The sequence below is a fragment of the Cyanobium sp. PCC 7001 genome (genome assembly GCF_000155635.1).
Taxonomy (GTDB): Bacteria; Cyanobacteriota; Cyanobacteriia; order PCC-6307; family Cyanobiaceae; genus NIES-981.
This window is the reverse complement of sequence record NZ_DS990556.1, coordinates 719261-742224: the sequence shown is the minus strand read 5'-3', so window position 1 is coordinate 742224 and position 22964 is coordinate 719261. Positions and strand designations below refer to the sequence as shown.

The window sequence follows — 22964 nt, the reverse complement described above, 5'->3', positions numbered from 1 at the left end:
ATCCCATGGAGATCAGATCACATTGAGATTGGTGAGGGCGTTGCTGCCAAAGTAGCCAGTGATTTCCACCAGGAAGTCCCGCTTCAGTTGAAAGCCCGCTTTCAGGTCGTTGAGGATCAGGAAGGTGCGTTCACTCTCGGGGCCCCCGCTGCCAACCGTGAACGTTCCCCAGGCTTTCTTCTTCAGTTTGTTGGGCTTGAACTTCTTCTTCAGCGCTCTGGCATTCAGGGAAGACAGGGAGCCAAAGTCTTTCCCGAACGGGCGTGGGCCCTTGAAGCCATAATCAATGCGATCGTTGACGGTATCGAAGTCAGTGATATGGTCAAGCTTTCTGAGGTAGGTCGATCGTGTGGCCTTTTTTCCAAGTCTGTAGGTGTCAGCTCCCGGGCCGCCGGCATAGGTGTTGATGGACTTTTTCAGTTTGATCAGGTTGTCGCCGTCGTCACCGAAGACGGGGTTGGCGCCATGGAAGAGGCGCAGTTCCCATCCTTGAGCCAGGTTGCCGCTATCCGCGCCGGCATCGTCATTGATGTACAGGCGCCAGGTGCCGTTCGGATTGACTCCTCTGAAGGTCTTGAAATCCGCTGCATAGGGACCAGCCGGGGCAGGGGCCGGAAACGCGTCTGCAGTCGCCCCGTAATCGGAGGGCTTGTAGGAACCGCTGAGAATCTGGGCGCTGTCGGGGAGGGCGTCGGGGAAATTGTCATCAAAGGCGAGATTGACGGCGGTGACGTCTAAGTTGGTGCCGGCGTCAGACATCACCAGCGATCGGGTGGTTCCATCGGGTGCCACCAACAGCACGTCGACATCGTCTGGATAGGTATGGCTCAGGCCTTTGAGGGTCACGCCCACCCTGGTGACGCCACCCTGGAGCCCTCCCACTCCGATCAGGCTTGGGTAGGGGGAGCCGGTTCCGGAAGTTCCGACACCGGGAATCGCAACGGGGTTGAGATTGGAAAAGCTCGCAACGGCCATTCTCAACCATGCATAGGTTTCTTGATCCTCGTGCAGTCATGGGCTGTTCACCGTCTGCGAAAATCAATGTTCACAGGGCTGCGATCTCCATCAGCACCTCTGTTCACCAGCGCCTCTGTTCACCAGCAGCGCCCGTTGCCCAGAGCCTTCCGTTCCGCCATGAAAAAACCCCGGCGTGATGCCGGGGTTGAGTGCTGGATGCAGAAAGGTAAGCCTGCTGCCAGCGTCGCTTCAGTGGAGGGGGGGGGTGCCGAAGCGACGAGGCAATCCGATCAGGCCCAGCCCTTGGAGGCCATGTCCTCCACGTAGGCGGCCACGTCGGCGATGTCGCCTTCGCTGAGCTTGCCGCCGAAGGCTGGCATGGCGTTCTTGCCGTTGGTCACCTGGTAGGCGATGGCGGCCTCATGGTCGCTGCTGTAGTTGGCCAGGTAGGCCTCCAGGGCATCCTGCTTGAGGGTGCGCTCGGCATTCACCACGTTGCCACCGCCCATGTGGCAGGCGGCGCAGTTGGCTGAGAACAGCTGGCCCCCATGGGCCACATCGGCCGCATAGCTGGGAGCGGCACCCAGCACCAACGCCAGGCAGAGAGCGATCAGGGAAAAAAGACGGCGCATGGAAAGGCGCTTCAGGCACGGGCTACCGCAAAAACTTAGGGGCCGCCGCCGCTGATGTGCCGGGCGACGCGGTGCTTCGCAACATTCTTGACATGGCTCAGCCTGCGTTGACATGGCTCAGCCCGCCGCTCCCGGCTCCTCCACGATCAGCAGCCCCTCCATCCCCGCGAAGCGATGGGGCTCGCACCAGAACGGGAAGCGCCCCACCGCCTCGAAGCGCTGTTGCCAGCGGGTGCCCTCCTCGAACACCAGGCTCTCGTGGCTCCACTCCGGATGGCCGGCCACGATCAGGTTGTGGGGACCCAGCCCCTGCACCTCGAAGGTCACCACATCGCCGGGCTCGATCCTCAGGCTGCTGGGCTCGAAGGCCAGCAGGCCTTCCGCCGTGCCCAGCCGCACCCGGTGGCCGGCGGCGGCGGCAGGGCCCGCGCCCGCCGCCAGCAGCAGCGCCAACAGCAGCACAGCTGGCAGCACAGCCCCGCACAGCCAACCCAGGGTGCGGCTCATGGCCGCGGTGGGGCAGGCAGCCGCCCCCGCCGCGGCAGTCCCGCATCGGCGAACACCGCTTCCAGCGTCGGGGCGTGGCTCCTGGCCCCGAAACGCTCGGGTGGGCTCACCGGCTCGTGCACGAAGTGGCGCTGGCGGATGGAGAAGCGGTCCCAGGCGTTCACCTCGATGCGCAGCAGCCGGATCAGCCCCTCCACCAGCCAGCCACGCAGGTCGAGGCCGAACGGCGGCCACCACACCCCGCGCCAGCGGCAGAGGCTGCGCACCGTGCCGTTCACGCTCACCGGCGGCTGACCCAGCACCAGGCGCCGCAGGGCTCCCTGCCCCGGCTCGGGGTTGGGCTGGTGCGGGGCCGTGGCCAGCACGAGGCACACCCGGGCGATGTCGGCGGCGTGGATGAAGTGGAAGGAGGCATCGGCCCGCAGCCAGCGGGCCAGCCACAGCCAGCGGGCCGCTTCCGCCAGGCCTGCGGTGAGGTAGCTGGTGGGGAAGGGGCCGCCGCCATCGACCCGGCCGCCGAACACCAGGGTGGGAAACACGGCCACGATGCGCCCAGCCAGGGGGTGCTGCTCCAGCTGCTGCAGGCACTGGGCCTTCGTCTGGATGTATTCGGTGCCGACCTGGCTGGCCTCGGGCAGCAGCCGCAACCGGCGATCCAGCACCGAGGCGGTGGAGAAGTAGATCACCTGTTCGATCCGCTGGTGATCGACGAGGGCCAGCAGCGTCTTCACCGCGTCCACGTTCACGCGCTGGGCCCGTTCCGGATCGCCCCAGGCCGTGGCGGTGTGGATCACCCGGGTGGCCGTGGCGATGGCGGCGTTCACGGCGCTCACCTCGGGGCTGCCCAGCTGCCGCAGATCGGCCACCAGCAGGGTGATGCGGGGATCCTCCGCCGGCACGGCCCTGAGCTTGGACGGATCGCGGAGCAACAGCAGCAGCTCCGCATCCGTTTCCCGGAGCAGCAGGGCGCTGATGTACTGGCCCACGCAGCCACTGGCGCCGGTGATCAGGATCCGCTGCGGCCGGTCCGAGCCCTGGGGCCTGGCCGAAGCCTGGGGCCGCGCTGCCGGGGCCTCGCTCAAACGGCGGCTCCGAGCAGCTCGCTCACGGCCTTGCCGGTTTCGAAGAACACGCGGGCGTTGTCTTCCGGTGTGCCGGGCAGGATCCCGTGACCGAGATTGAGGATGTGGCGGCGGCTGCGGGCCTTGCGCACCGTATCCAGAATCCGCTCACGGATCGCCTCCGGGCTGCCGAACAGCAGCCCGGGGTCCACGTTGCCCTGCACCCCCACATGCTGGGGCAGGCGGGCACAGCCATCGGCCATGTCCACGGTCCAGTCCAGCGACACGATGTCCACGCCGGTGCGCCCCATCCGCTCGAGCACACCGGCGCTGCCGGAGATGTAGAGGATCAGCGGCGTATCGGGATGGGTGGCCTTCACCTGATCGATCACCCGCTTCTGGTACGGCGCCGCGAACACGTCGTAGTCGATCGGGCTGAGCTGGCCGGCCCAGGAATCGAACAGCTGCACCACCTGGGCACCGGAATCGATCTGGTAGCGCACGTAGGTGGCGATCGAATCGGCCAGGTGGCCCAGCAGCTGGTGCAGCAGCGCCGGCTCCTGGAAGGCCATCGCCTTGATCACGGCGTAGGTCTTGGAGCTCTTCCCTTCCACGGCATAGGCCGCCAGGGTCCAGGGGGCACCCACGAAGCCGAGCACGGCGGCGGCGTTGCCCACATCGGCGCGCAGCCGGCCCAGCACCTCGCCCACGAAGGGGAGGGCCTCGGCCGGATTCAGGGGTCGCAGGGCATCCACCTGGGCCCGGGTGCGAATCGCGGGTTCGATGATCGGCCCCTTGCTCTCGATGATGTCGAAGTCGATGCCCATCCCCGGCAGGGGAGTGAGGATGTCGGAGAAGAGGATCACGCCGTCGGGCTGGAACGCCCGGAACGGCTGCATCGAGATCTCGTAGGAGAGATCGGGGTTTTCCGAGCGCTCGCGGAAGCCGGGATGGCGATCGCGCAGGTCGCGGTACACCTTCATGTACCGGCCGGCCTGGCGCATCATCCACACGGGTGGCCGCTCCACCTGCTCACCTCGGGCGGCGCGCAGCAGCAGGGGGGCGGTTTCGGCCATGGAGCGAGGAGGGAGAAGCGATCCGGCAACCTAGCCGAAGGGCTCTGGAGCCTCCCGGGCCGTTGGGCCCCGAGCGTGACAATTCGACAACGCGCGATCAGGCCGCCGCCAGAGCAGCCGCAGCGGCAAAGTCTCCGGCTTCCAGGCTGCGTTTCTCATCCCGCTGGAACACGAGCACCGAAAGCGGGGGCAGACACAGGTCGAGCGAGTGCTCATACCCGTGCACGGCCCAGCTGTCGGTGAACTTGCCGCCCAGATTGCCCAGGTTGCTGCCGCCGTAGCGCTCGGCGTCGGTGTTGAACACTTCGCTGTAGAACCCCTCCACCGGAACGCCCACCCGGTAGTGGGAGTGACTCTGGGGCGTGAAGTTCGCCACCACCACCAGCCAGCGGCCGGTGGCGCTCTCGCGTCGCATGAAGCTGATCACCGAATGGCGGTTGTCGCTGCAGTCGATCCACTGGAAGCCGTACTCGTTGAAGTCGTCGCCCCAGAGCGCCGGCTCCGCTTTGTAGAACACGTTGAGGTCATCCACCAGGCGCTGGATGCCCAGGTGTGGCTCGTAATTGAGCAGATCCCACTGCAGATCTCCCCACACGTTCCATTCGGCCCGCTGACCGAATTCCATCCCCATGAAGATCGTCTTCTTGCCGGGGTGGGTCCACATGTAGGCCAGCAGGGCGCGCACGTTGGCGAACTTCTGCCAGTCGTCGCCAGGCATCTTGTGCAGCAGGTTGCTCTTGCCGTGCACCACCTCATCGTGGCTGAGGGCCAGCATGAAATTCTCGGTGTAGGCATACCAGATCGAGAACGTCACATTGTTCTGGTGGAACTGGCGGAACCAGGGATCCAGCTCGAAGTAGTCGAGCATGTCGTGCATCCAGCCCATGTTCCACTTCAGGTTGAAGCCCAGACCACCGATGTTCGTGGGCTGGGTCACCATCGGCCAGGTGGTGGATTCCTCGGCGATCGAGAGGGCTCCGGGGAAGTGCTGGAACAGCACATGGTTGGCCTGCTGGAGGAAGAGAACCGCCTCGGTGTTTTCCCGGCCGCCGTGTTCATTCGGCAGCCATTCACCATCGGGCCGGAGGTAGTCGCGGTAGAGCATGGAGGCCACCGCATCCACCCGGATGCCGTCGATGTGGAATTCCTCGAACCAGTACACCAGGTTCGCCACCAGGAAATTCCGCACCTCGTTGCGGCTGTAGTTGAAGATCAGGGTGCCCCATTCCTTGTGCTCACCGATGCGGGGATCGGCGTGCTCATAGAGATGGGCTCCGTCGAAGAAGGCCAGGCCGTGGGCATCCTTGGGGAAGTGGCCCGGCACCCAGTCAAGGATCACGCCGATGCCCTCGGCGTGGCAGCGGTCCACGAAGGCGCGGAATTCCTCCGGGGTGCCGAAGCGGCTGGTGGGGGCGTACCAGCCCGTGACCTGATACCCCCAGGATCCATCGAAGGGATGCTCGGAGATCGGCATCAGTTCGATGTGGGTGAAGCCCCGCGCCTTCACGTAGGGGATCACCTTGTCGGCCAGCTCCGGGTAGGTGAGCAGGCGGGCACCGGGCTTGAGGTCTGCGGGCTGGATCGGGGGCCTGGCGCTGCCATCGGCCTCGATGTAGGGCTGGTCGGCACTGGCGTGCATCCAGCTGCCCAGGTGCATCTCGTACACCGCCACCGGCTGGTCGAGCGGGTTGCGGCTGTCCCGCTCCTCCATCCAGGCGGCATCGCTCCAGGCGAAGCCCCCGAGGGGGTGCACGATCGAGGCGTTGGCGGGGCGCACCTCGTGGCGGAAGCCGTAGGGGTCGGCCTTCTGGTAACAGTGCCCCGCCTGGTTGCGGATCTCGTACTTGTAGATCTCGCCGGCCCCCAGCCCCGGGATGAACAGTTCCCAGATGCCGCCCAGCCGCGACTGCATCGGATGGTGACGGCCATCCCAGCTGTTGAACGGTCCGAGCACCGCCACGCTGCGGGCGTTGGGCGCCCACAGGCAGAACATCACCCCGGCCACCCCGTTGCGTTCCACCAGGTGGGCGCCCATGCGGCGCCAGATGTGGTGGTGGTTGCCCTCGGCGAACAGATGGCGATCGAGTTCGCCCATCCACTCCTCGCGGAAGGACCAGGGATCGTGGGTCTCATGGGTGATGCCGCCCCGCTGCACCCGCACCCGGTAGTCGCAGCCGGGGTCGTGGTCCAGCTCCGCCTCGAACACCCAGGGATGGTTGGGCGTGGTGGTGGGCAGCACCTGCTGACCCCGCAGCAGCAGCACCTCGTCGGCTTCCGGCATCCACACCCGCACCAGCCAGCGGCCGGACTCGATCGGCTGGGGGCCGAGCACGGCGAAGGGATGGTCGTGGCGGCACTCCGCCAGGCGCGAACCATCCTCCACCAACCACTCCAGCGAGGGGACCGGCATCGAGACGCAGCGAACGCGCCGCGAGCTTAGGCGGCCCGTCCAGGCGGGTTGGCCGGCAATCCGCCCGTGTCAGCGGGCCGGTGCAGAGGCCGGCTGGGGGGGATTGGGGTCCTTGGGAAAATCGACCCCGGTGATCTCGTTGTTGGTGTTCAGGATCACGAACAGGTTGTCGGTCACCCGGTTGAACTCGGTGTTCACGAGCACCAGCTGGCTGTCCTCGCTGCGGCTGGCCTCGATCACCCGCACCACCTTCACGAAATTGCCGGTGCTCCGCTGCAGCTGCTGCCACTTGGCCTGGAGTGTGGCCGGCGTGAGTTCCTCCTGCAGGGGCAGGGCCAGATAGCTGCGGGCGCTGATGAAGTGGCCCCGGCTCAGCTCGCGCACGAAATCCGCCGCCACGCGGCTCGACTGGGCGTCGGTGAGATCGAAGTGGTAACCGGTGAGGCGGCCCTGGGGATCCAGCACCATGAACAGGTCCCGCACGCCGTCGCTGGTTCTCAGGCTCGCTTCCACCGTGGTGGAGGACAGACCGCCCCGCACGCTGAGCAACGTCCAGCCGAGCAGGTCCGGCTGGGTGCGCATGGTGTCGGCCACCATCGCCGGGCTGCTGATGGCCTGCAGTTCCGGGGAGAACTGGGCGAAGCGCAGGTTGGGATCCTTGGTCTGCACGGCCTTGAGGATGCGCTCGGCCGCCGCCCGGGCCTCGTCCACGCTGAGGGGACCGGCCGCGGCCGCTGCAGGCTTCAGCGCCGACGTGCCCGTAACACCGGGGCTGGCGGTGGCCGGTGCGGCCTGCACGGCCCTGCCGATCAGCCCACCGGCCGGGGCGCCCAGCACCAGGGCCAGGGCCAGCACCTGGCTGCCGGTGCGGCGAATGGCGGTGCGACGAATGGCGGTGCGGTGGACGGCGGTGCGGTGAATGGCGGCGCGGCAGATGGAGAGCCAGCCCGGTTGGCCTGGCCGCAGGGAGGACCGCATCAGCTGCAGGGGGATCGGTGGGCTCAGTTTGCCCCAGCTTCCACCCAGGGGAAGGGTTCGAGGTGCAGTTGGGCCGAGGCGGTGGACATCCACACGGTGATGATCCGGTGCCCTGCGGTGACCGGGCCCGGGGGCAGCTCCCCGTTCCCGGGATTCACCGCCACCTGGGGCCAGGCCGCTCCGGCCAGGGAGAGGCGCAGCCGCTCGCCCGGCTCGAGCCTCACGCTCAGGGGCTGGAGTCGGATCCGGTGCTCAGCGGGTTCCAGGCAGCGCTCCCCGCGGCAGCGCAGCACGCCGGTGCAGAGCTGGCGCACCTCCGTTCCATTCGCCGCCACGGCCGAGAGCGCCACGCACAGATCGAAACCGGGCTGGTCGGCTCGCAGCACCAGATCGAGCCTCGGCCGCCCCTCCACCAGGCAGGCCTGCTGCAGCGGCTCAGCGGTGAAGCAGGCCACATCCCGGCGTTGATCCAGATCGGCCCGGTCACACAGCCCCGCATCCAGGCCGAGATGGCCGCCACGGCCCGGCACCGGCCGCCAGGGGTCATGCACCAGGGCCACCCAGGGCTGCGCCATCCCCTCCACCGAGGCGGCCAGGCGTCCGCCGCAGCTGGTCGCACAGCCCCCAGGGCTCACCCCGAGCCGCCATGGCGGCTCGGGAGCGGCGCGAGGAGAAGTGGCCAGGGCCTGAGCCGCCTCCCCGGCGGCCCGCCAGGCCCCGCTGCGGCCGTCCTGCAGCGCAATGGCCACGGCCGGATCGTCGCGGAGCCCGGCCGCGTCGCCCTGCCCCTGCAGATGGCGCCGGAAGAAGGCCAGCAGGAGGGTGTCGATACCTCCGTGCCAGTCGAGGTGGCTCCAGGCCCCGATTCGCAGCAGGGGATGGCCGCCATGGCGCCGCGCCCGCTGCCAGAGATCGAGCACCCCCTCGAGGTGGGGATCGTGCCAGCCGCCGATCAGCAGCATCGGCCGGCGCCAGAGCGCCTCGGGCACCGGATGCCGCCGCCAGTCGGCCCTGTCGGCGGCATCCCGCCCCAGCCAGGCCCGGGCCATCCCTGCGGCATCGAAGCGGCCGAGGAGCTCCATGCCGTTCTCCAGAAAGGACTGGCTGGCCAGGCTGCGGCGGATCTCGCTCCATCCGGCCGCATCGCCCCGCCGCCGGCAGCCCTCGGCCGCCAGCTGCAGGCCCCAGGCCAGCCCCAGGGCCCACCAGTGGGCACCGCCGCTGCTGGCCCAGTGCAGCCGCTCATCCAGGCCGGCCATCGCCGGTGCCAGGCAGTCCGGCAGGGGGCCGTCAGGCTCCAGCAGCAGCTGGGTGAGCCCCTGGTAGGAGAAGCCGTAGCAGCCCACCCGACCATTGCTGCGGGGCAGCGTCCTGACCCACTGCAGGGTGTCGGTTCCGTCGCGGGCTTCCTGGGCGAAGCCGCCGAACTCCCCTTCGGAGTCGCCGCGCCCTCGCACGTCCTGCATCACCACGAGGAACTCGTGGGCGGCGTACCAGCTGGGGTGGGCGTAGGTGACGGTGGAGGCGATGGCCCGGCCGTAGGGCTGCCGCATCAGCAGCACCGGCCAGGGCCCCTGGCCCGGCGGGCTCCAGATGCGGCTCACGAGCCTCACGCCGTCGCGGCAGGTGAGCCAGGCGTCGTGGTGGGGGGGCGGTCCACCCGGGAGCGGCCCTGGCCCCATTCAGCGCACGTCGGGACAGTGCAACCCCACCACGTAGGTGGTGAGCACCTCGGCATCGCCCGGGGTGAGTCCTTCCTGCTGGGCGATCTGACGGGTGGCCTTGCGGCTCGTGTAGGACACGCCCTCGGCATTCATCTGCCGCAGCTGAGCGCAGATCTGCTTGGCCTTGCCGGGGTTGCGCTTGACGCTGTCGAGTATCTGGGACTGGCTCCAGGCCGGCGGCGCGGTGAAGGCCAGGGGGGCGATGCCAACGGAAACCAGGGCCAGCAGCGCCGCCGCCACGGGGAAGCGGTGCAGGCCGGGGCGCCTCGGCCTGTGCCGGGCGCCGGGCGACGGAACGCTCAGCTGCCGGGGGCGGTTGCGGGTCCGGTGGTGGTGGCAGGAGACCATCGTCTGCCCTCATCTGACTCCGATCTAGGAGTGGGGCGCGGATTGTTCCGGTTGTGAGGGTCAGTTTCTGTCCCGGCGGCCCCTAGCCGCGGGCCCGCCGGATCCAGCCCTGGAGCGTGCCCAGGCTGATCAGGGGCGCCGCCATGCCGGTGAGGCGGCGCTGCAGCCGTCCCATCTGCACCAGCAGCCGCTGCGGGTCGGCCTCGGCCAGGGCCCGCCGGTCCGGCACCCCGGCGTGGAGCAGCAGGGCGGCGTCGGCGGGTTCAAGCCCCACCTCCACGATCAGCCGGGCCTGGCCCCGCAGCCGCACCATCCGGGCTTCGCTGGCTCCCCCGGAGCGCCCGAGCTGCCGCAGCGTGGCATCGTCCATCGCGGCCAGGGAAGGCCAGCTGGCAATGCCGGCGGCCTCCAGCTGCCGGCGTTCCCGTGAGAAGTGGGGGGGAAGGGTCCAGGTAGGGCTGTCCCCGGAGCGGGTATTGGCGTTCAGGGTCGTTCCGGCTCAGGGTTGTCCGCTGGGGGTCACCACCACACTGCCGTCGCGCAGGTCACGGTGGGCCTCGGCCAGCACCTTCGGGGCGCTCAGCCCGGGCCCCAGGGGCTCCACCCGCCGCAGGCGCACGGTCACCAGGCCCTCGGAGGTGTTGCGGCCGCTGCCCCGCAGGTTGCGGGCCACCTGTTCCACCGTGGCCGCCTCGGCACCGGCGGGGAAATCCGCCGCCGCTGCGGCGATCACGAGATCGCCGCCGTTGTCGAACACCACCGGCACGCTCATGGCGCCTTCGACGCTGACCCGGGGCCGGTAACTCACGGCGAAGGCCAGGCACGACAGCGCCAGCAGGGCCGTGAAGCTGGTGATGCCCACCAGCCGGAAGCGGATCCCCCAGCGCAGCAGGAAGCCGGCGATCGTGGCGATGGCCAGAAGCCCGCTGGCGGCGCCCAGCCACTCCCCTGCGCTGAAGAGAATCGGGTCGGTGGGCATGGGCTGGGGAGGGCTGGGCAACGCCGTTATATTGCGCCCGACCAACGCAAGGGCAGCCCCGGGGGCATGGCGGAGTTGCCTGAGCACACCCCCGGACCAGGCCATGGGGAGGGGTTGCCAGACCAGCGGATTCCGCCGGAACCCCCCGCCCCGTCCCGCCGGCGACGGCAGAGGCCGGGAGGCCCCCGGCGCCCCAGCGGCCTGCCCGTCGCTCTTCTGGCCGGGCTGGGCGTGACGGCTCTTGCCATCGGTTCCTCCGACCATGTGGCCCGGTCGGTCTATGGCCATGTCCGGCCCCGCCTGGAGCAGCAGATCGGCAAGGCCCTCGGCCATCCCCTCCAGCTGGGCGACTACCGCGGCTTCGGCTGGGCGGGCCTGAGGCTCGGCCCCACCCGGGTGCTGCCCGGCAGGGCGGACGGTTCCAGCCTGCGGGCCTCCCGGCTCTCGGTGAGCCTGGATCCGGTCTCGAGCCTGCGGCGCCGGCTGCCGGTGCTGCAGCTCACCCTGGCGGGCCTGGAGGTGGACCTGCGCCGCAACGCCCAGGGCCAGTACTGGGTGTTCGGCGCGGGAGATCCCGACGTCCCGCCGCCGAGGCTGGATCTGCGCCTGCGCATGCAGCAGCCGGCACGGGTGACGATCCGCCCGGCGCCCGAGGCCTCCCGTCAGCTGCGCCTGGCGGTGCAGGCCGGCGCCGAGCTTCAGGTGCACGAGGAGGCGATTCAGGTGCGGGGTTCCCTGCAGCCGCTGGACGGGCGCGGGGTGGCCGGCGATGGCAGGGTGCGTCTGGTGGCGAAGGGCAACTGGGGCCAGCAGCGGCTCCAGGCCGAGGTGCTGAGCCAGGGTTTTCCCCTGCAGCTGCCGGCGCGGCTGCTGGGTCTTCCCGGAGCCCTCCAGGGCAGCGGCGATGGCCGCGTCCGTCTGGGCTGGCGGGATGGGCGGCCCGACTGCCAGGGTGAGCTGCGCCTGCGGCAGGTGGAGTGGCAGGCCCCCGGATCGAATCCGCCCGTCGGTGTGCAGAATCCCCGGCTGCGCTGCCGTGGCGAGAGCCTCTCTCTGGTTCCCACCGACTGGCGTTGGGGGGACCTGTCGGGCCGGGTGGGTCTGCAGGCCCGCTGGAACCGCCAGCAGCTGGCTGTCGACACCCTGGAGATCCGCCGCCGCGGCTCCTGGCTGAAGGCCAGCGGTGAGGTGGGGCGGCAGCTGAAGCTGCGCGGCGACTGGCGGCTGCAGCCCGCGGACCTGCCCCTGCCGCCAGACACGCCTCTGGATCTGATCGGCGCCGCGGTGACCGGACGGCTCCGGGTCGAAGGGCCATGGCCCACCCCGCTGGTGGAAACCGATCTGCGCCAGCCCGGCAATCCCGTGCTGGGCAGCTGGACCGGGCGGCTTCGCTGGCAGGACCAGCGGCTGCGCCTGGACCGGTTCCGCAGCGATCACCTCACGGCCAGCGGATCCCTGCCCCTGCGGCTCCAGCCCGGCCAGGAGCCCCGGCTGGGTCCGCTCGATCTGCGCCTGACCCTGCGCGATTACCCCCTCCCCAAGCTCGGTGCCCTGGTTGGCACCAGCCTGGAGGGGGTGCTTCAGGCCAGCGGCACCATCCGCGGACCGCTCACCGGTCTCACCCCCGACTTCGATCTGAGGGTCAGCGCTCCGGGGGCGGGACCGCTTCGGGTGTCGGAAACCTGGGTGGGCAACTGGTTCGGGGATCCTGCCGGCGGCGGGCGGCTGGCCATGGAGGCCAGCGGCACGGCGGAGACCGCCGCCCTGGAGGCGAGTCTCGATCGACGCTGGGTTCCCCGCACGGTGGTGCTGCGGCGCGGCAGCGGGGAGCTGGCGCTGCGCGGCACGCCCCGTCTCTACCGCTGGACCGCCGACAGCTTTCCCCTCGACGGCCTGCTGCTCACCCTGGGGCCCCGCAGTCAACGCCAGCCCCTGCAGGGCAACCTCAGCGGTGGCGGGGAGCTGGAACTGCAGCCCCTGGCGTTCCGGGGAGAGGCCCGCCTGGAGCGGCCCGTGCTGCTGGGGGTCTGGGCACGCAGCACCACGATCGAGGGCAGCTACACCGAGCGGCGCTACCGGGCCCGCCTCGAGGTGGAGCCGCTCAGCTCCGGCGAGATCGCCATCGACTGGCGCGGGCGCTGGAAGGGACCCTTCCGGGCCACGATCACCGGCCGCAACCTGCGGGATCCGCTGGTGCGCCAGCTGCTGGAGGCCTGGCCGCGCTGGCAGGGCGAAGGGCCGATCACCCAGGGCTCCGCCATGGATCTGGGCACCCTGCTGATCGACACCCTCGGCGGCAGCCTGGACGACCAGCTGGCCGCCCTCGACCGGGCCCGCGCCGCCCTGCGGGGGGCACGGCAGGATCCCCTCAGCGGCCTCAGCACGGCCGAGCGGCTGGAGAGGCTCGCTGCCCGCTTCAACCTGGACGCCACCCTGGAGGGCCCCCGGCTGGTGGACACCCGGGCCGACCTGCGTGTCGACGGCCATCTGTGGCTGCCCGGCCAGGACGTGGACCTGGCCCTCACCGGAGAGCCGGTGCGGCTGCAGCTGCGCGGCCCGTTCCGCCTCGGGTCCGGGGAGCTGTCCTTTTCCGGTCTGCCCCTGGCGCTGCTGGCCCTGTTGACCCCCGTGCCGGCCGGCCTGCGGGGCAATCTGGGCGCGAGCGGCACCTACCGGCTGGGCGGACCGGAGCCGGAGCTCGCGATCGCCATGACCCTCGACGGGGCCGCCGTGGGCGAGACCTCCCTGGCGCTGGAGCGCGGTGCCGTGGCGGTGGCTGACGACATGCTCACGCTGGATCTGGCCGTGCGGGCCGAGGGGGCGTCCAGCAACATCGAGCTGGCGGGCACCGTGCCCCTCAATCCCGCCACCGAGGGCATGGAGCTGCGCCTGGCCAGCCGGGATGACGGCCTGCGCTTCCTCACCGAGCTGGCGGGGCCCGAGGTGGCGTGGAAGCAGGGCGCGGGCGATCTGCAGCTGCTGGTGCGGGGCAGCCTCAACCGGCCGATCGCCAACGGGTTCCTGCGCTTCCGCGACACCACGATGGTCCTGGCGGGCCAGACCGTGGAGGACCTGCAGGCCACCATGCTGTTCGACTTCGAGCAGCTCTTCCTCCAGGAATTCACGGCCCGGGTGGGCCAGGGCGGCAGCGTCAGCGGCAGCGGCAGCCTCGGTCTGCTCAAGCCGGCGTTCACCGAGGCCGAGGAGCCCTCCCGGCTTCAGATCGTCCTCAAGGATGTGCCGTTCGCCCTGCCCCGGGTGAAGGCGGAGGTGGCCGGCACCCTGGTGGTGTCGGGCAGCCTGGCCGAACTCGACCTCAGCGGCGCTCTGGCTGTGGCCCGGGGTTCGATCAACGTGCAGCCCGCCGAGGTGGGCTCCACCGGCGAGGACAGCGTGCCCAAGCTGGCGCTTGAGGGCTGGCGGTTCGAGAGGCCCCTGGTGCTCTACGGCCCCGGGGTGGAGAGCCAGGCCAGCGCCAGCCTGCGGGACCTGCTGCCCAGGTTCAGCGTGGTGGGCTTCGACAACCTGCGCCTCACGCTCGGCCCGGATCTCACGGTGGGGGTGCCCAACCTGGCCAGCTTCGCCTCCGAAGGGCTGCTCACGATCAATGGCCGCCTCGACCCCACGCTGGAGGCCCGTGGGGTGGTGCGGCTCAGGCGCGGCCGCCTCACCCTGTTCACCACCACCTTCAGCCTCGATCCCGACGCCCCGAACGTGGCGGTGTTCACCCCTTCGGCCGGCCTGATCCCCTATGTGGACATCGCCCTGCAGACCCGGGTGTCCGACAGCCTGCGGGTGGGGGCCCTGGGCGCCAGCGGCTCCTATGCGCCATCGGTGGCGGAGATCGAGGCCCAGGGCGGGGCCAACAGCCTCGACCAGCTCAACCTGGTGCGGGTCTACCTCTCGGTGAGCGGCCCGGCCGACCGGCTCGCCGACACCATTTCCCTGCGCAGCAGTCCCCCCCTGCCGGAGGATCGCCTGCTGGCCCTGATCGGCGGCAACTCCCTGGCGGGTCTCACCGGGGCCGGAGCCGGAGCGGCCCTGGCCACGGTGGTGGGCCAGTCGCTGCTCTCGCCCCTGCTCGGCACCCTCAGTGATGCCTTCAATCAGCGTCTCAGCTTCGCCCTCTATCCGGCCTACGTGAACCAGTCGGTGGGGAGCGGATCGGAGCGTCGCTCGGAGCGGGTGCCACCCCAGCTCGTGCTCGGTGCCGAGATCGGCCTGGACATCACGGAGCGCTTCAATGCCTCGGTGCTCGCGGCTCCGAACCGCTCCGATGTGCCTCCGCAGCTGAACCTCAACTTCAAGGCCTCCGAACTGATCAACCTGCAGGGATCGGTGGACACCGAGGGGGTGTGGCAGACCCAGCTGCAGGTGTTCTTCCGCTTCTGACGATGGATCCCGAGAGCAAGGGCGGGCAGGGGATGGACCCGGGAGCAGCGGAGAGCCGCCCAGGCCCCCAGGCCATCGGCGTGGATCTGGGCGGCAGTGCCATCAAGGTCGGCCGCTTCGACGCAGTGGGCACCCTGCTGGCCCAGGCGGTGCATCCCACTCCCCAGCCGGCCGTGCCCGGGGCGGTGACGATGGCGATCGCCGAGGCGGTGGAGGCGATCGACCCGGAGCGTCGGGCCGACCGGGTGGGAATCGGCCACCCCGGCCCCAGCGACCGGGCCTGCCGCCGTGCCCGCATTGCCATCAACCTGCCGGGCTGGCGGGATGTGCCCCTGGCGGACTGGCTCGAGCCGCTGCTGGAGCGGCGCGTCACCCTGGCCAACGACGCCGACTGTGCGCTGATCGGCGAGCTCTGGCAGGGTGCCGCCCGGGGCAGCGCGGATGTGCTGCTCCTCACCCTCGGCACGGGCGTGGGTGGAGCGGTGCTGCTGGGAGGCGAGCTGTTCACCGGCCATGGCGGGGCTGCGGCCGAGCCCGGCCTGATCGGGATCCAGCCCGATGGCCCCGCCTGCAACAGCGGCAACCGGGGCTCTCTGGAGAGCTATTGCAGCATCGGCGGTCTGGGCCGGCTCAGCGGCCTGGATCCCGAGGAGCTCTGCCGCCGCGCCGATGGCGGCGATGGCGAGGCCCTGGCGGTGTGGCGGGCCTACGGGCGGTTGCTAGGCACCGGCCTGAGTTCGCTGCTCTACGTGCTCACCCCGGAGCTGGTGCTGCTGGGAGGGGGACTCAGCGGCGCCAGCCACCACTTCCTGCCGGCCGTCTGGGAGCAGGTGGAGCAGCGGGTGCTGGAGGTGAGCCGCGAGGGTCTGCGGATCGAGCGCTGCGCCCTCGGCAACGGGGCCGGCCGGCTGGGGGCCGCCCGGCTGGCCTTCCAACGGCTCCAGTCCGTCCGCTTGGGATGATGGGGGCATGACCGTCACCGCCACACCGCCGCCCGGATCCGGCCCGCCGGGCACCGCCGCTCCGGCGGCTGCCGTTCCCGATCCGAGCCCCGAGCTGCTGCAGCGGGCCGCCACCGTGCGCCGTTGCGCCATGGCCCTGGGCCAGTGCGGCGATGGGGCCCGCCAGCAGGCCGTGCTGGCGATGGCCGAGGCGCTGGAGCAGGCCCGCCCCTCGATCCTGGCCGCCAACCAGGCCGATCTGGAGGCTGCCGCCGGCAATGGCCTGGCGCCTGCCCTGGTGGCGCGGCTCAAGCTCGATGCCGCCAAGCTCGATGGGGCGATCGCCGGCGTGCGCCAGGTGGCTGGTCTGCCAGACCCGGTGGGACGGCGCCAGCTCCATACGGAACTGGATCAGGGACTGGTGCTGGAGCGGCTCAGCGTGCCCCTCGGGGTGGTGGGGGTGATCTTCGAGGCCCGGCCCGATGCGGTGATGCAGATCGCCTCCCTGGCCATCCGCTCCGGCAATGGCGCCATCTTGAAGGGCGGCCGGGAGGCCAGCCGCAGCTGCGGGGCCATCCTCGCCGCCCTGCAGACGGGGCTGGGCCGCAGCGCCGTGGCGCCGGAGGCCCTCACCCTGCTCACCAGCCGGGAGGAGAGCCTGGCCTTGCTGAAGCTGGATGGCCTGGTGGACCTGATCATCCCCCGGGGCTCCAATGCCCTCGTGCGCTTCATCCAGGACAACACCCGCATCCCGGTGCTGGGCCACGCCGATGGGGTGTGCCACCTCTATGTCGATGCCGCCGCCGATCCGGAGCAGGCCCTGCGGGTGGCCCTCGATGCCAAGACCCAGTACCCGGCGGCCTGCAACGCCATCGAAACCCTGCTGGTGCATCGGGCCATCGCTCCGGCCTTTCTCTCCCTGGCCATCCCCGCCTTCGCCCGGGCCGGGGTGGAGCTGCGCGGCGATGGGGCCAGTCAGGCCCTGGGGGTGCCGGTGGCGGCCACGGAGGTCGACTGGGGCACGGAGTATTCCGATCTGATCCTGGCGGTGAAGGTGGTGGAGGATCTGGAGACTGCCCTGGAGCACATCGGCCGCTACGGATCCAGGCACACCGACGCGATCTGCACCACCGATGCAGCCACGGCCGATCGCTTCCTCGCGGCGGTGGACAGCGCCGGGGTGTTCCTCAACTGCAGCACCCGCTTCGCCGACGGTTTCCGCTACGGCTTCGGGGCCGAGGTGGGCATCAGCACCCAGACCCTGCCGCCGCGGGGGCCGGTGGGCCTGGAAGGCCTGGTGACCTACCGCTATCGCCTGCGGGGCGAAGGCCACATCGCCGCCGACTACGCCCAGGGGGAACGCCGCTTCACCCACCGTTCCCTGCCCCTGTGAGCGGCGATCAGGTGGTGGTGCGGGGCCTGCGCCTGTGGGCCCATGTGGGGGTGCTGGAGCAGGAGCGGCGGCTGGGCCAGCGGTTCGAACTCGACGTGGTGCTCGGGGCCGACCTGGCCGAGGCCGCCCGGGCCGATTCCCTTGCCGCCAGCCTCGACTACAGCCGCCTGATCGCCGATCTGCTGCAGTTGGCACCGCGTCTGGAGTGCCTCACCCTCGAACACTTCAGCGAGCGCATCCTTGCCCGGGTGGAGGCCCTGTACGGGCCCGTGCCGGTGTGGCTCGAACTGCGCAAGTGCGCCGCTCCGGTGCCGGGCTTCTCGGGCCTGGTGGCCGTGCGCCGCAGCCGCCACTGGCCCGCCGGGCCGCCGCCGCTGCTCGGCCTCGAGGGTGCCCATGGCTGATCGCGCTCACTCGTCCTCCGGCCTGGCCCGGTTGGTGCCCGCCGGCCTTCGGGGATGGCGCCAGCCCCCTCCCACTGCCCCGGTGGCGCTGGTGTGGTGGGGCAGCTGGCCCAGGGGCGCCACCCTTGGCGATCTGCTGGCGGTGGAGAACCTCTCGGCCGCGCTGCGCACGGCCGGGGTGCCCCACAGCGTGCTCTCCCACCCCAGCCACGCGCTGCCGAGCCATCTGGCGATCCGCCGGCCCTGGCGGCTGGCCAGCCAGCTGCACACGCTGGTGTTCGTCTGCGGGCCGCTGGTGCTGACCAAGCGGGTGCGACGGCTGCTCGCTGCCTGCGGCCATGCCCGCAAGCTCGCCGCCGGGGTGTCGCTGCTGGAGCGCCAACGACCTTTCAATGTCCTGCTCGATGGGGTGGTGGCGCGCGACGGCACCGAGTCCGCCACCTTTGATCTGGCCATTGCCCGCTGCCAGCCGCCCTTGGAGCGGCCCCGGCCCGCCAGCCCGGCCCAGGCACGCATCGGCCTCTGCCTGAGGGGGCCTCAGAAGGACTACGGCCCGGCGCGGGACCGCTCGGCGGCAGTGGAGGGCCTGTTCAGGCAGGTGCTGGCCGATCACCCCGGCCCCGTGCTGCCGATCGACACGGTGCTTTCGGCCCGCAATTCCGCGGCTGACATCGAAGCGGCCTTCGACGGGGTGGATCTGGTGATCACCACCCGGCTGCATGGCTCGCTGCTCGCCCTGGCGGCCGGTGTGCCCGTGATCGCCGTGGATCAGATCGCCGGGGGCGGCAAGCTCACCGAGGTGCTCAGCCGCACCGGCTGGCCCCACCTCTTCCCCGCTGAGGCCTGCAGCCCGGATCAACTGGCCGCCTTGATGCGCGGTTGTCTGGAGGATTGCCCCCTGGAGGCGATCGCCGCCAGTCAGGCGCGGATGCTCCTGCTGTCCCGCCAGGCGCTCCAGGCCTCTGTGGCCCTGGTTCAGGAAAAGGCCGGCTGAGGGCTGTGTGGGAGTGGCTGATGGCTCGGGATGGTGAGGCGAGACTGGGACCCCGGTTGAGCCCCTGGCGTCCCAGGACCGGCTGGGGCCTCCTGGTGCTGATGGTGGCGGCGGCGGCACTCCGCTTTCACGACCCCGGGCACCAGTGGCTCTCCCACGACGAGGTGTACACCGCGCTGCGCACCGCCGGCTTCCCTCCTCTGGAGCCGCCAGCCCAGCTCACGGCCGGTGAGCTGCAGCAGTTCCTGCGACTCTCCGCCGACCATGGCTGGAGTGCGACCCTGCGGGAACTGGCGCGCCATCCCGAGCACCCGCCGCTCTACTTCCTGCTGGCCCGGCTGGTGCGGGAAGGATTCGGCGAGGCCATGGTCTCGGTGCGTCTGCTCTCGGCCCTGTTCAGTGTGCTGCTCGTGCCGGCGGTGTACTGGCTCGGATGGGAAGTATCGGGATCCCTTGGCCTTGCTGCCCTGGCGGCCGGCATGGCCGTCGTGTCGCCGCTGCAGCTTCTCTATGCCCAGGAGGCCCGGCCCTACAGCCTTCTGGTGCTGCTTACGGCCCTGGCCTGTGCGGGCCTGCTGCGCCTCAGACGGGGCCCGGGCCCGCTGCCGTTCTGGAGCTATGTGCTCACCCTCGTGGCGGGCCTGTACACCAGCCTGATCTTCGTGCTGGTTCCCCTCAGCCATGGCCTCCATGGTCTGCTGCCGGGCCAGCCCGCCGGCCACCGGCGCCGCTGGGGCGCCGCCATGGCGATCGCCCTGGTGGCATTCCTGCCCTGGCTGTGGATTCTGGGGGTGCGGCTGGAGGCGTTTCTGCGCCACACCGCCTGGCTGCGGGTGGTGCCGCCGGCCCCGCCGGATGCCTGGCTGCGGGGGCTGCACTGGAGCGCCCCCTTCGTGGATCTGGGTGGGCAGCCGCCGCCGTGGTGGCCCGCTGCGGCACTCACGGTGGTGCTGGCCCTGGCGGGGGCTGGCGCTCTGGTCTTGGCGCGGCGAACGACGTCGCCGGGATGGTCGCTGCTGGTGTTGCTGCTGTTGCTCAATCTGCTGGTGCTGGAGGCCGGCGACCTGGCCACCGGCGGCAGACACGCCCAGATGACCCGCTACCTGCTGCCGGGCCTGCTGGGCGCCCAGATGCTGGTGGCTGGCGCTCTCTGGGGCCTGGTGAGCGTCAGGGGGAGCCGCCCGGCCGGGGTGCTGCTGCTGGTGGCCGCGCTGCTGGCAGGTGCCCTGTCGTGCCGCTCCATCCTCGCGGCCGACACCTGGTGGCATCAGTACCGCCTGTACAGGCCCACGCGCGTGCAGGCGGCCCTGTGGGCTCACCCCGGCAGCCAGCTGCGGCTGGTGCGCTCGCCCACCAGCCTCGGCGAGGCCATCGCCCTGGCCCAGCGCCTGGATCCGGACACGCCCCTCTGCTTCGTTGCGGCCCCGCTCAGCTCCGGGGCTCCTGGTCCTCCTGCAGCGGCCGTGGTGCAGGCGTCCGATCTGGGGCAGGTGGTCCTGCCAGCAGACGGCGCAGGTAGCTCCGCCAGTTGCGCAGGGCCTTGAGGGGCAGCTCCGCCAGCTTCAGCCGCAGCAGCACCAGGGCTGCCACCAGACCATCGGCCTGTCCGCGGGCATGGCGCCCCATCAGAGCTTTGAACCGTCCGTGGTAGTGCACGCACAGCAACCGCACCCGCCGGCCGTCGTGCCGCCGGAAGCCATAGGCGCGGCCCTGCTCGAAGACGAGCCGCTTCCAGGGGCGCACCAGCAGCGGCAGCGGATTCACCGCCTCGAAGCCCCGCACGTGTTCGATGCAGCTGTCGTAGATCGCCGGCTCCTCCCCCAGCCGCTCCCGGATCAGCACCGGCCGGGCCGTGGTCATGGCCCAGGCGTGCCAGAGCGACATGTCCGAGATCCAGTGGCGGCCGAGCCGCTTCTGGTTGCGTTGCTTCAGCTCCTCCAGGCGGTGTTCGCTGGCGTAGGTGGCGCTCACCAGGGCGCAGAACTCCTCGAGGGCCTCGCGCCGCTGGATGAAGGTGCAGTGGGGCAGCGCCCGCTGCCCGTCCCAGTGGTTCAGGGCCACGGCGTAGGCGGCACACCGCTGCGCCTCCTCGGCTGCATCGCAGAACAGCAGCACGTCGGAATCGAGGGCCAGCACCCGCTCGAACCCCTCCAGCTCCATCACGGCCAGCACCACGAACCAGCGCTCGATGCAGAAGCGCTCCCACAACAGGCTCTGGGACGGGCTGTAGTGGCGGTAGCAGCGCAGGAACTGGGTGTGGGCGGCGGAGCGGGGCAGCTGGTCGATGGCCACGAAGCGGTCCACGGCGAAGGCGGCATTGCTGGCGTCGCCCGCCAGCACCACGGGCACATGGGGATTGCAGCGCCGGGCCTGCTCCAGGCACACCGCCAGGTAGGGACTGGCCGAGCGGTGCACCACCACGATTCCGAACTCCGGCGCTCCGCTCACAACGGCTGGTCCAGCACCCACTGGTTCCGGTCATGGAAGTCCGCGGCCCCGCGGGGATGGCGCAGCGCCCAGTAGCTGAGGCTGCCGTGGCGGTCTTCCAGCACGGCACTCACCTGCCAGTCGAGGCACGCCACAGCCTTCCAGCCGCGCGGCAGCGCACAGCGCAGATTCAGCTCCAGGCCCTCGGGGCTGCTGGTGCACCGGAACGGCAGGCTGCGGTAGTCGGGAGCGGGCCGCAGCCCCTGCCGGTAGCCGTCGAGGGCGTACACAGTCCAGGCGCCGTGGGGGGCGAGGTTGAACTCCAGGTAGTGCGGCTGGCCGGCGGGGCCCACGAAACACTCCAGGCAGGTGTGCTGCCAGAGCCCGTCGCGGCGCAGGCCCTCGGCGCCGGCGGTGGGGGCGTCCGGCAGGAGTTCGGGGATGGCCAGGCTGGCCACACCGTTGCCGGCACCGTCCCCGGGGTCCCGGTCGCGCACCAGCAGCGCCAGCTCCAGCACCGGAGCGCCCTCCCCCGGCATGGCCGCCGCCAGCGTGAGCTGGCCGTCGATGGTCACGGCCGGTCCGCCGGCCTCGAAGGGCACCAGCCGGAAGGTCTGGCGCGCCATCAGCGCAGCTCCTCGATCAGGGCGTTCAGGGCGGTGTCCTGGGCCTCGATGCTTTCGGTGAGGCGGAACTGCACCAGGGCCCGTTCGAGGTTGTGACGCGGATGGCTCACCTTGAAGTAGCGGTTGCCGGCCAGATGATCGGTGAAGAAGCGCAGGCCCAGCTCGAAACTGATCAACCGGGCCGCCACGGGGAGGTGGTCGAAATCGGCGGCGGTGAGGAAACTGCGGGCCTGCTCCAGATAGCCCCCCAGAATGGCGCGGCAGCGATCGAGATCGAACACCACCGCCTCCAGATCGCGGCTCTCCTCTCCCGCCGGGTTGCAGCCGGAGCGCAGGCAGTCCCCGATGTCGTAGTGCACCAGCCCGGGCTTCACCGTGTCGAGATCCACCAGGGCCACGGCGCGACCGGTGGCGGTGTCGAGCATCACGTTGTTGACCTTCGGATCGCCGTGGATCGGCCGCAGCTGCAGCACCCCTGCGGCCTTGGCCTGCTCCAGCACCCCGGCCAGGGCCCGCCTCTGGTTCACGAAGGCGATGCAATGGTGCTCATCGGCGTCGAAGCGGTGCTGGGGCGTCCGCCCCGTCAGGCCGGCGTGCACCTGATCGAAGCTGGCCAGGTAGCCCGGCGTGATGTGGAAGCCCTCCAGGGTGTCGGCCAGCTGCCGGCAGGGCAGATCGTGGATCAGCCGGTGGAAGGTGCCCAGGCCCCGGCCCAGTTCGGCCGCATGGTCGAGGTGGAGCACCGTGTCGTGGGTGTTGGCCTGGTCCACATGGCTGAGCATCCGCCACACCCCCGACGGATGCCGGAGCTGGAAGGCCGTGGCGTCGCGCAGCGGAATCGCCTCGGGCAGTTCCCAGCGTCTCTCCGGCGTGGCCGTCAGGGGGGCCCGGCCGGCCACATGGCGGTTGAGGGCCACGATGTTGGCCATCACCTGCTCTGGGTGGCGAAACACGCGGGTGTTGAGGCGCTGCAGCACGAAACGCTGTCCGCTCTCCGTCTCCACCCTGAAGGTGTCGTTGACGTTGCCGTTGCCCAGGGGTGTGACGGCGCTCACCGCTGCCGGCAGGGCAAAGCGGTCGGCGATGCCGCGCAGGTCGCTCAGCGTGCACTCCAT

At 70.6% G+C, this 22964-nt stretch carries 20 protein-coding genes; 6 read left to right on the top strand and 14 right to left on the bottom strand.

All coding sequences use genetic code 11. From position 1 onward, the window contains the following. Nucleotides 1-12 precede the first annotated feature (12 nt). The 11 genes from CPCC7001_RS03610 to CPCC7001_RS03560 all read right to left on the bottom strand — a co-directional run bounded on the left by CPCC7001_RS03610 (nt 13) and on the right by CPCC7001_RS03560 (nt 10672). Complete coding sequence (locus CPCC7001_RS03610; protein ID WP_006910789.1) at nt 13-975, bottom strand: bluetail domain-containing putative surface protein; 963 nt, start codon at nt 973-975, stop codon at nt 13-15. 272 nt (nt 976-1247) lie between these two features. Continuing rightward, a complete protein-coding gene (locus CPCC7001_RS03605) occupies nt 1248-1589 on the bottom strand; it encodes a c-type cytochrome (RefSeq protein WP_006910690.1) in 342 nt (113 codons plus the stop codon). Between the two features lie 117 nt (nt 1590-1706). After that, on the bottom strand, nt 1707-2096 hold the full coding sequence (locus tag CPCC7001_RS03600; RefSeq protein ID WP_006909435.1) for a plastocyanin/azurin family copper-binding protein: 390 nt from the start codon (nt 2094-2096) through the stop codon (nt 1707-1709). Next, nucleotides 2093-3178, bottom strand: coding sequence for an NAD(P)-dependent oxidoreductase (locus CPCC7001_RS03595; RefSeq protein WP_006911179.1), 1086 nt, complete (start codon nt 3176-3178; stop codon nt 2093-2095). Before CPCC7001_RS03595 ends, CPCC7001_RS03600 begins: the two co-directional genes overlap by 4 nt. Continuing rightward, nucleotides 3175-4233 carry a uroporphyrinogen decarboxylase gene (gene hemE / locus CPCC7001_RS03590; RefSeq protein ID WP_006910120.1) on the bottom strand — a complete coding sequence of 353 codons (1059 nt, stop codon included), beginning with the start codon at nt 4231-4233 and terminating at the stop codon, nt 3175-3177. The genes CPCC7001_RS03595 and hemE overlap by 4 nt, the downstream gene beginning before the upstream one ends. A gap of 97 nt (nt 4234-4330) precedes the next feature. Beyond that, a complete protein-coding gene (glgB, locus tag CPCC7001_RS03585) occupies nt 4331-6643 on the bottom strand; it encodes a 1,4-alpha-glucan branching protein GlgB (protein ID WP_006910877.1) in 2313 nt (770 codons plus the stop codon). A 69-nt stretch (nt 6644-6712) separates the two neighbouring features. Further along, the gene (locus CPCC7001_RS03580; protein WP_006910109.1) at nt 6713-7621 is read right to left on the bottom strand and encodes a DUF3887 domain-containing protein; all 909 of its coding nucleotides are present in this window, start codon (nt 7619-7621) and stop codon (nt 6713-6715) included. 23 nt (nt 7622-7644) lie between these two features. Next, a complete protein-coding gene (locus CPCC7001_RS03575; RefSeq protein WP_071778260.1) occupies nt 7645-9303 on the bottom strand; it encodes a CocE/NonD family hydrolase in 1659 nt (552 codons plus the stop codon). Further along, a complete protein-coding gene (locus CPCC7001_RS03570) occupies nt 9304-9693 on the bottom strand; it encodes a hypothetical protein (protein WP_225867163.1) in 390 nt (129 codons plus the stop codon). 82 nt (nt 9694-9775) lie between these two features. Beyond that, nucleotides 9776-10180 (bottom strand): DUF4332 domain-containing protein, encoded by a 405-nt coding sequence (locus tag CPCC7001_RS03565; protein WP_043368570.1) that lies wholly within the window; start codon nt 10178-10180, stop codon nt 9776-9778. 12 nt (nt 10181-10192) lie between these two features. After that, nucleotides 10193-10672, bottom strand: a complete 480-nt coding sequence (locus CPCC7001_RS03560) for a DUF2518 family protein (protein ID WP_006911568.1) — start codon at nt 10670-10672, stop codon at nt 10193-10195. 66 nt (nt 10673-10738) lie between these two features. Between CPCC7001_RS03560 and CPCC7001_RS03555 the strand changes: the two genes are divergently transcribed. From CPCC7001_RS03555 to CPCC7001_RS14340, 6 genes are read left to right on the top strand one after another with little or no spacing between them, the layout of a single operon-like run. Beyond that, nucleotides 10739-15064, top strand: a complete 4326-nt coding sequence (locus CPCC7001_RS03555; protein WP_083782568.1) for a translocation/assembly module TamB domain-containing protein — start codon at nt 10739-10741, stop codon at nt 15062-15064. Between the two features lie 32 nt (nt 15065-15096). After that, complete coding sequence (locus CPCC7001_RS03550; RefSeq protein WP_050757178.1) at nt 15097-16026, top strand: ROK family protein; 930 nt, start codon at nt 15097-15099, stop codon at nt 16024-16026. A 7-nt stretch (nt 16027-16033) separates the two neighbouring features. Then, nucleotides 16034-17398 (top strand): glutamate-5-semialdehyde dehydrogenase, encoded by a 1365-nt coding sequence (locus tag CPCC7001_RS03545; RefSeq protein WP_006910223.1) that lies wholly within the window; start codon nt 16034-16036, stop codon nt 17396-17398. Next, entirely contained in the window at nt 17395-17802 is a 408-nt protein-coding gene (locus CPCC7001_RS03540; RefSeq protein ID WP_006911232.1) for a dihydroneopterin aldolase, read from the top strand. The genes CPCC7001_RS03545 and CPCC7001_RS03540 overlap by 4 nt, the downstream gene beginning before the upstream one ends. Further along, nucleotides 17795-18796 carry a polysaccharide pyruvyl transferase family protein gene (locus tag CPCC7001_RS03535; RefSeq protein WP_083782567.1) on the top strand — a complete coding sequence of 334 codons (1002 nt, stop codon included), beginning with the start codon at nt 17795-17797 and terminating at the stop codon, nt 18794-18796. Before CPCC7001_RS03540 ends, CPCC7001_RS03535 begins: the two co-directional genes overlap by 8 nt. A gap of 56 nt (nt 18797-18852) precedes the next feature. Continuing rightward, nucleotides 18853-20340: a glycosyltransferase family 39 protein gene (locus tag CPCC7001_RS14340; protein ID WP_071778259.1), complete on the top strand. Its 1488-nt coding sequence runs from the start codon at nt 18853-18855 to the stop codon at nt 20338-20340. On the opposite strand, the gene CPCC7001_RS14985 is transcribed toward CPCC7001_RS14340, so the two are convergent. The 3 genes from CPCC7001_RS14985 to CPCC7001_RS03515 are packed head-to-tail and all read right to left on the bottom strand — an operon-like array spanning nt 20225 to nt 22964. Further along, a complete protein-coding gene (locus CPCC7001_RS14985) occupies nt 20225-21244 on the bottom strand; it encodes a hypothetical protein (protein ID WP_006909053.1) in 1020 nt (339 codons plus the stop codon). The two genes, CPCC7001_RS14340 and CPCC7001_RS14985, sit on opposite strands and share 116 nt — an antisense overlap. Next, the gene (locus CPCC7001_RS13940) at nt 21241-21849 is read right to left on the bottom strand and encodes a DOMON-like domain-containing protein (protein ID WP_050757056.1); all 609 of its coding nucleotides are present in this window, start codon (nt 21847-21849) and stop codon (nt 21241-21243) included. Before CPCC7001_RS13940 ends, CPCC7001_RS14985 begins: the two co-directional genes overlap by 4 nt. Then, nucleotides 21849-22964, bottom strand: coding sequence for a phosphotransferase enzyme family protein (locus CPCC7001_RS03515; protein WP_006910619.1), 1116 nt, complete (start codon nt 22962-22964; stop codon nt 21849-21851). Before CPCC7001_RS03515 ends, CPCC7001_RS13940 begins: the two co-directional genes overlap by 1 nt.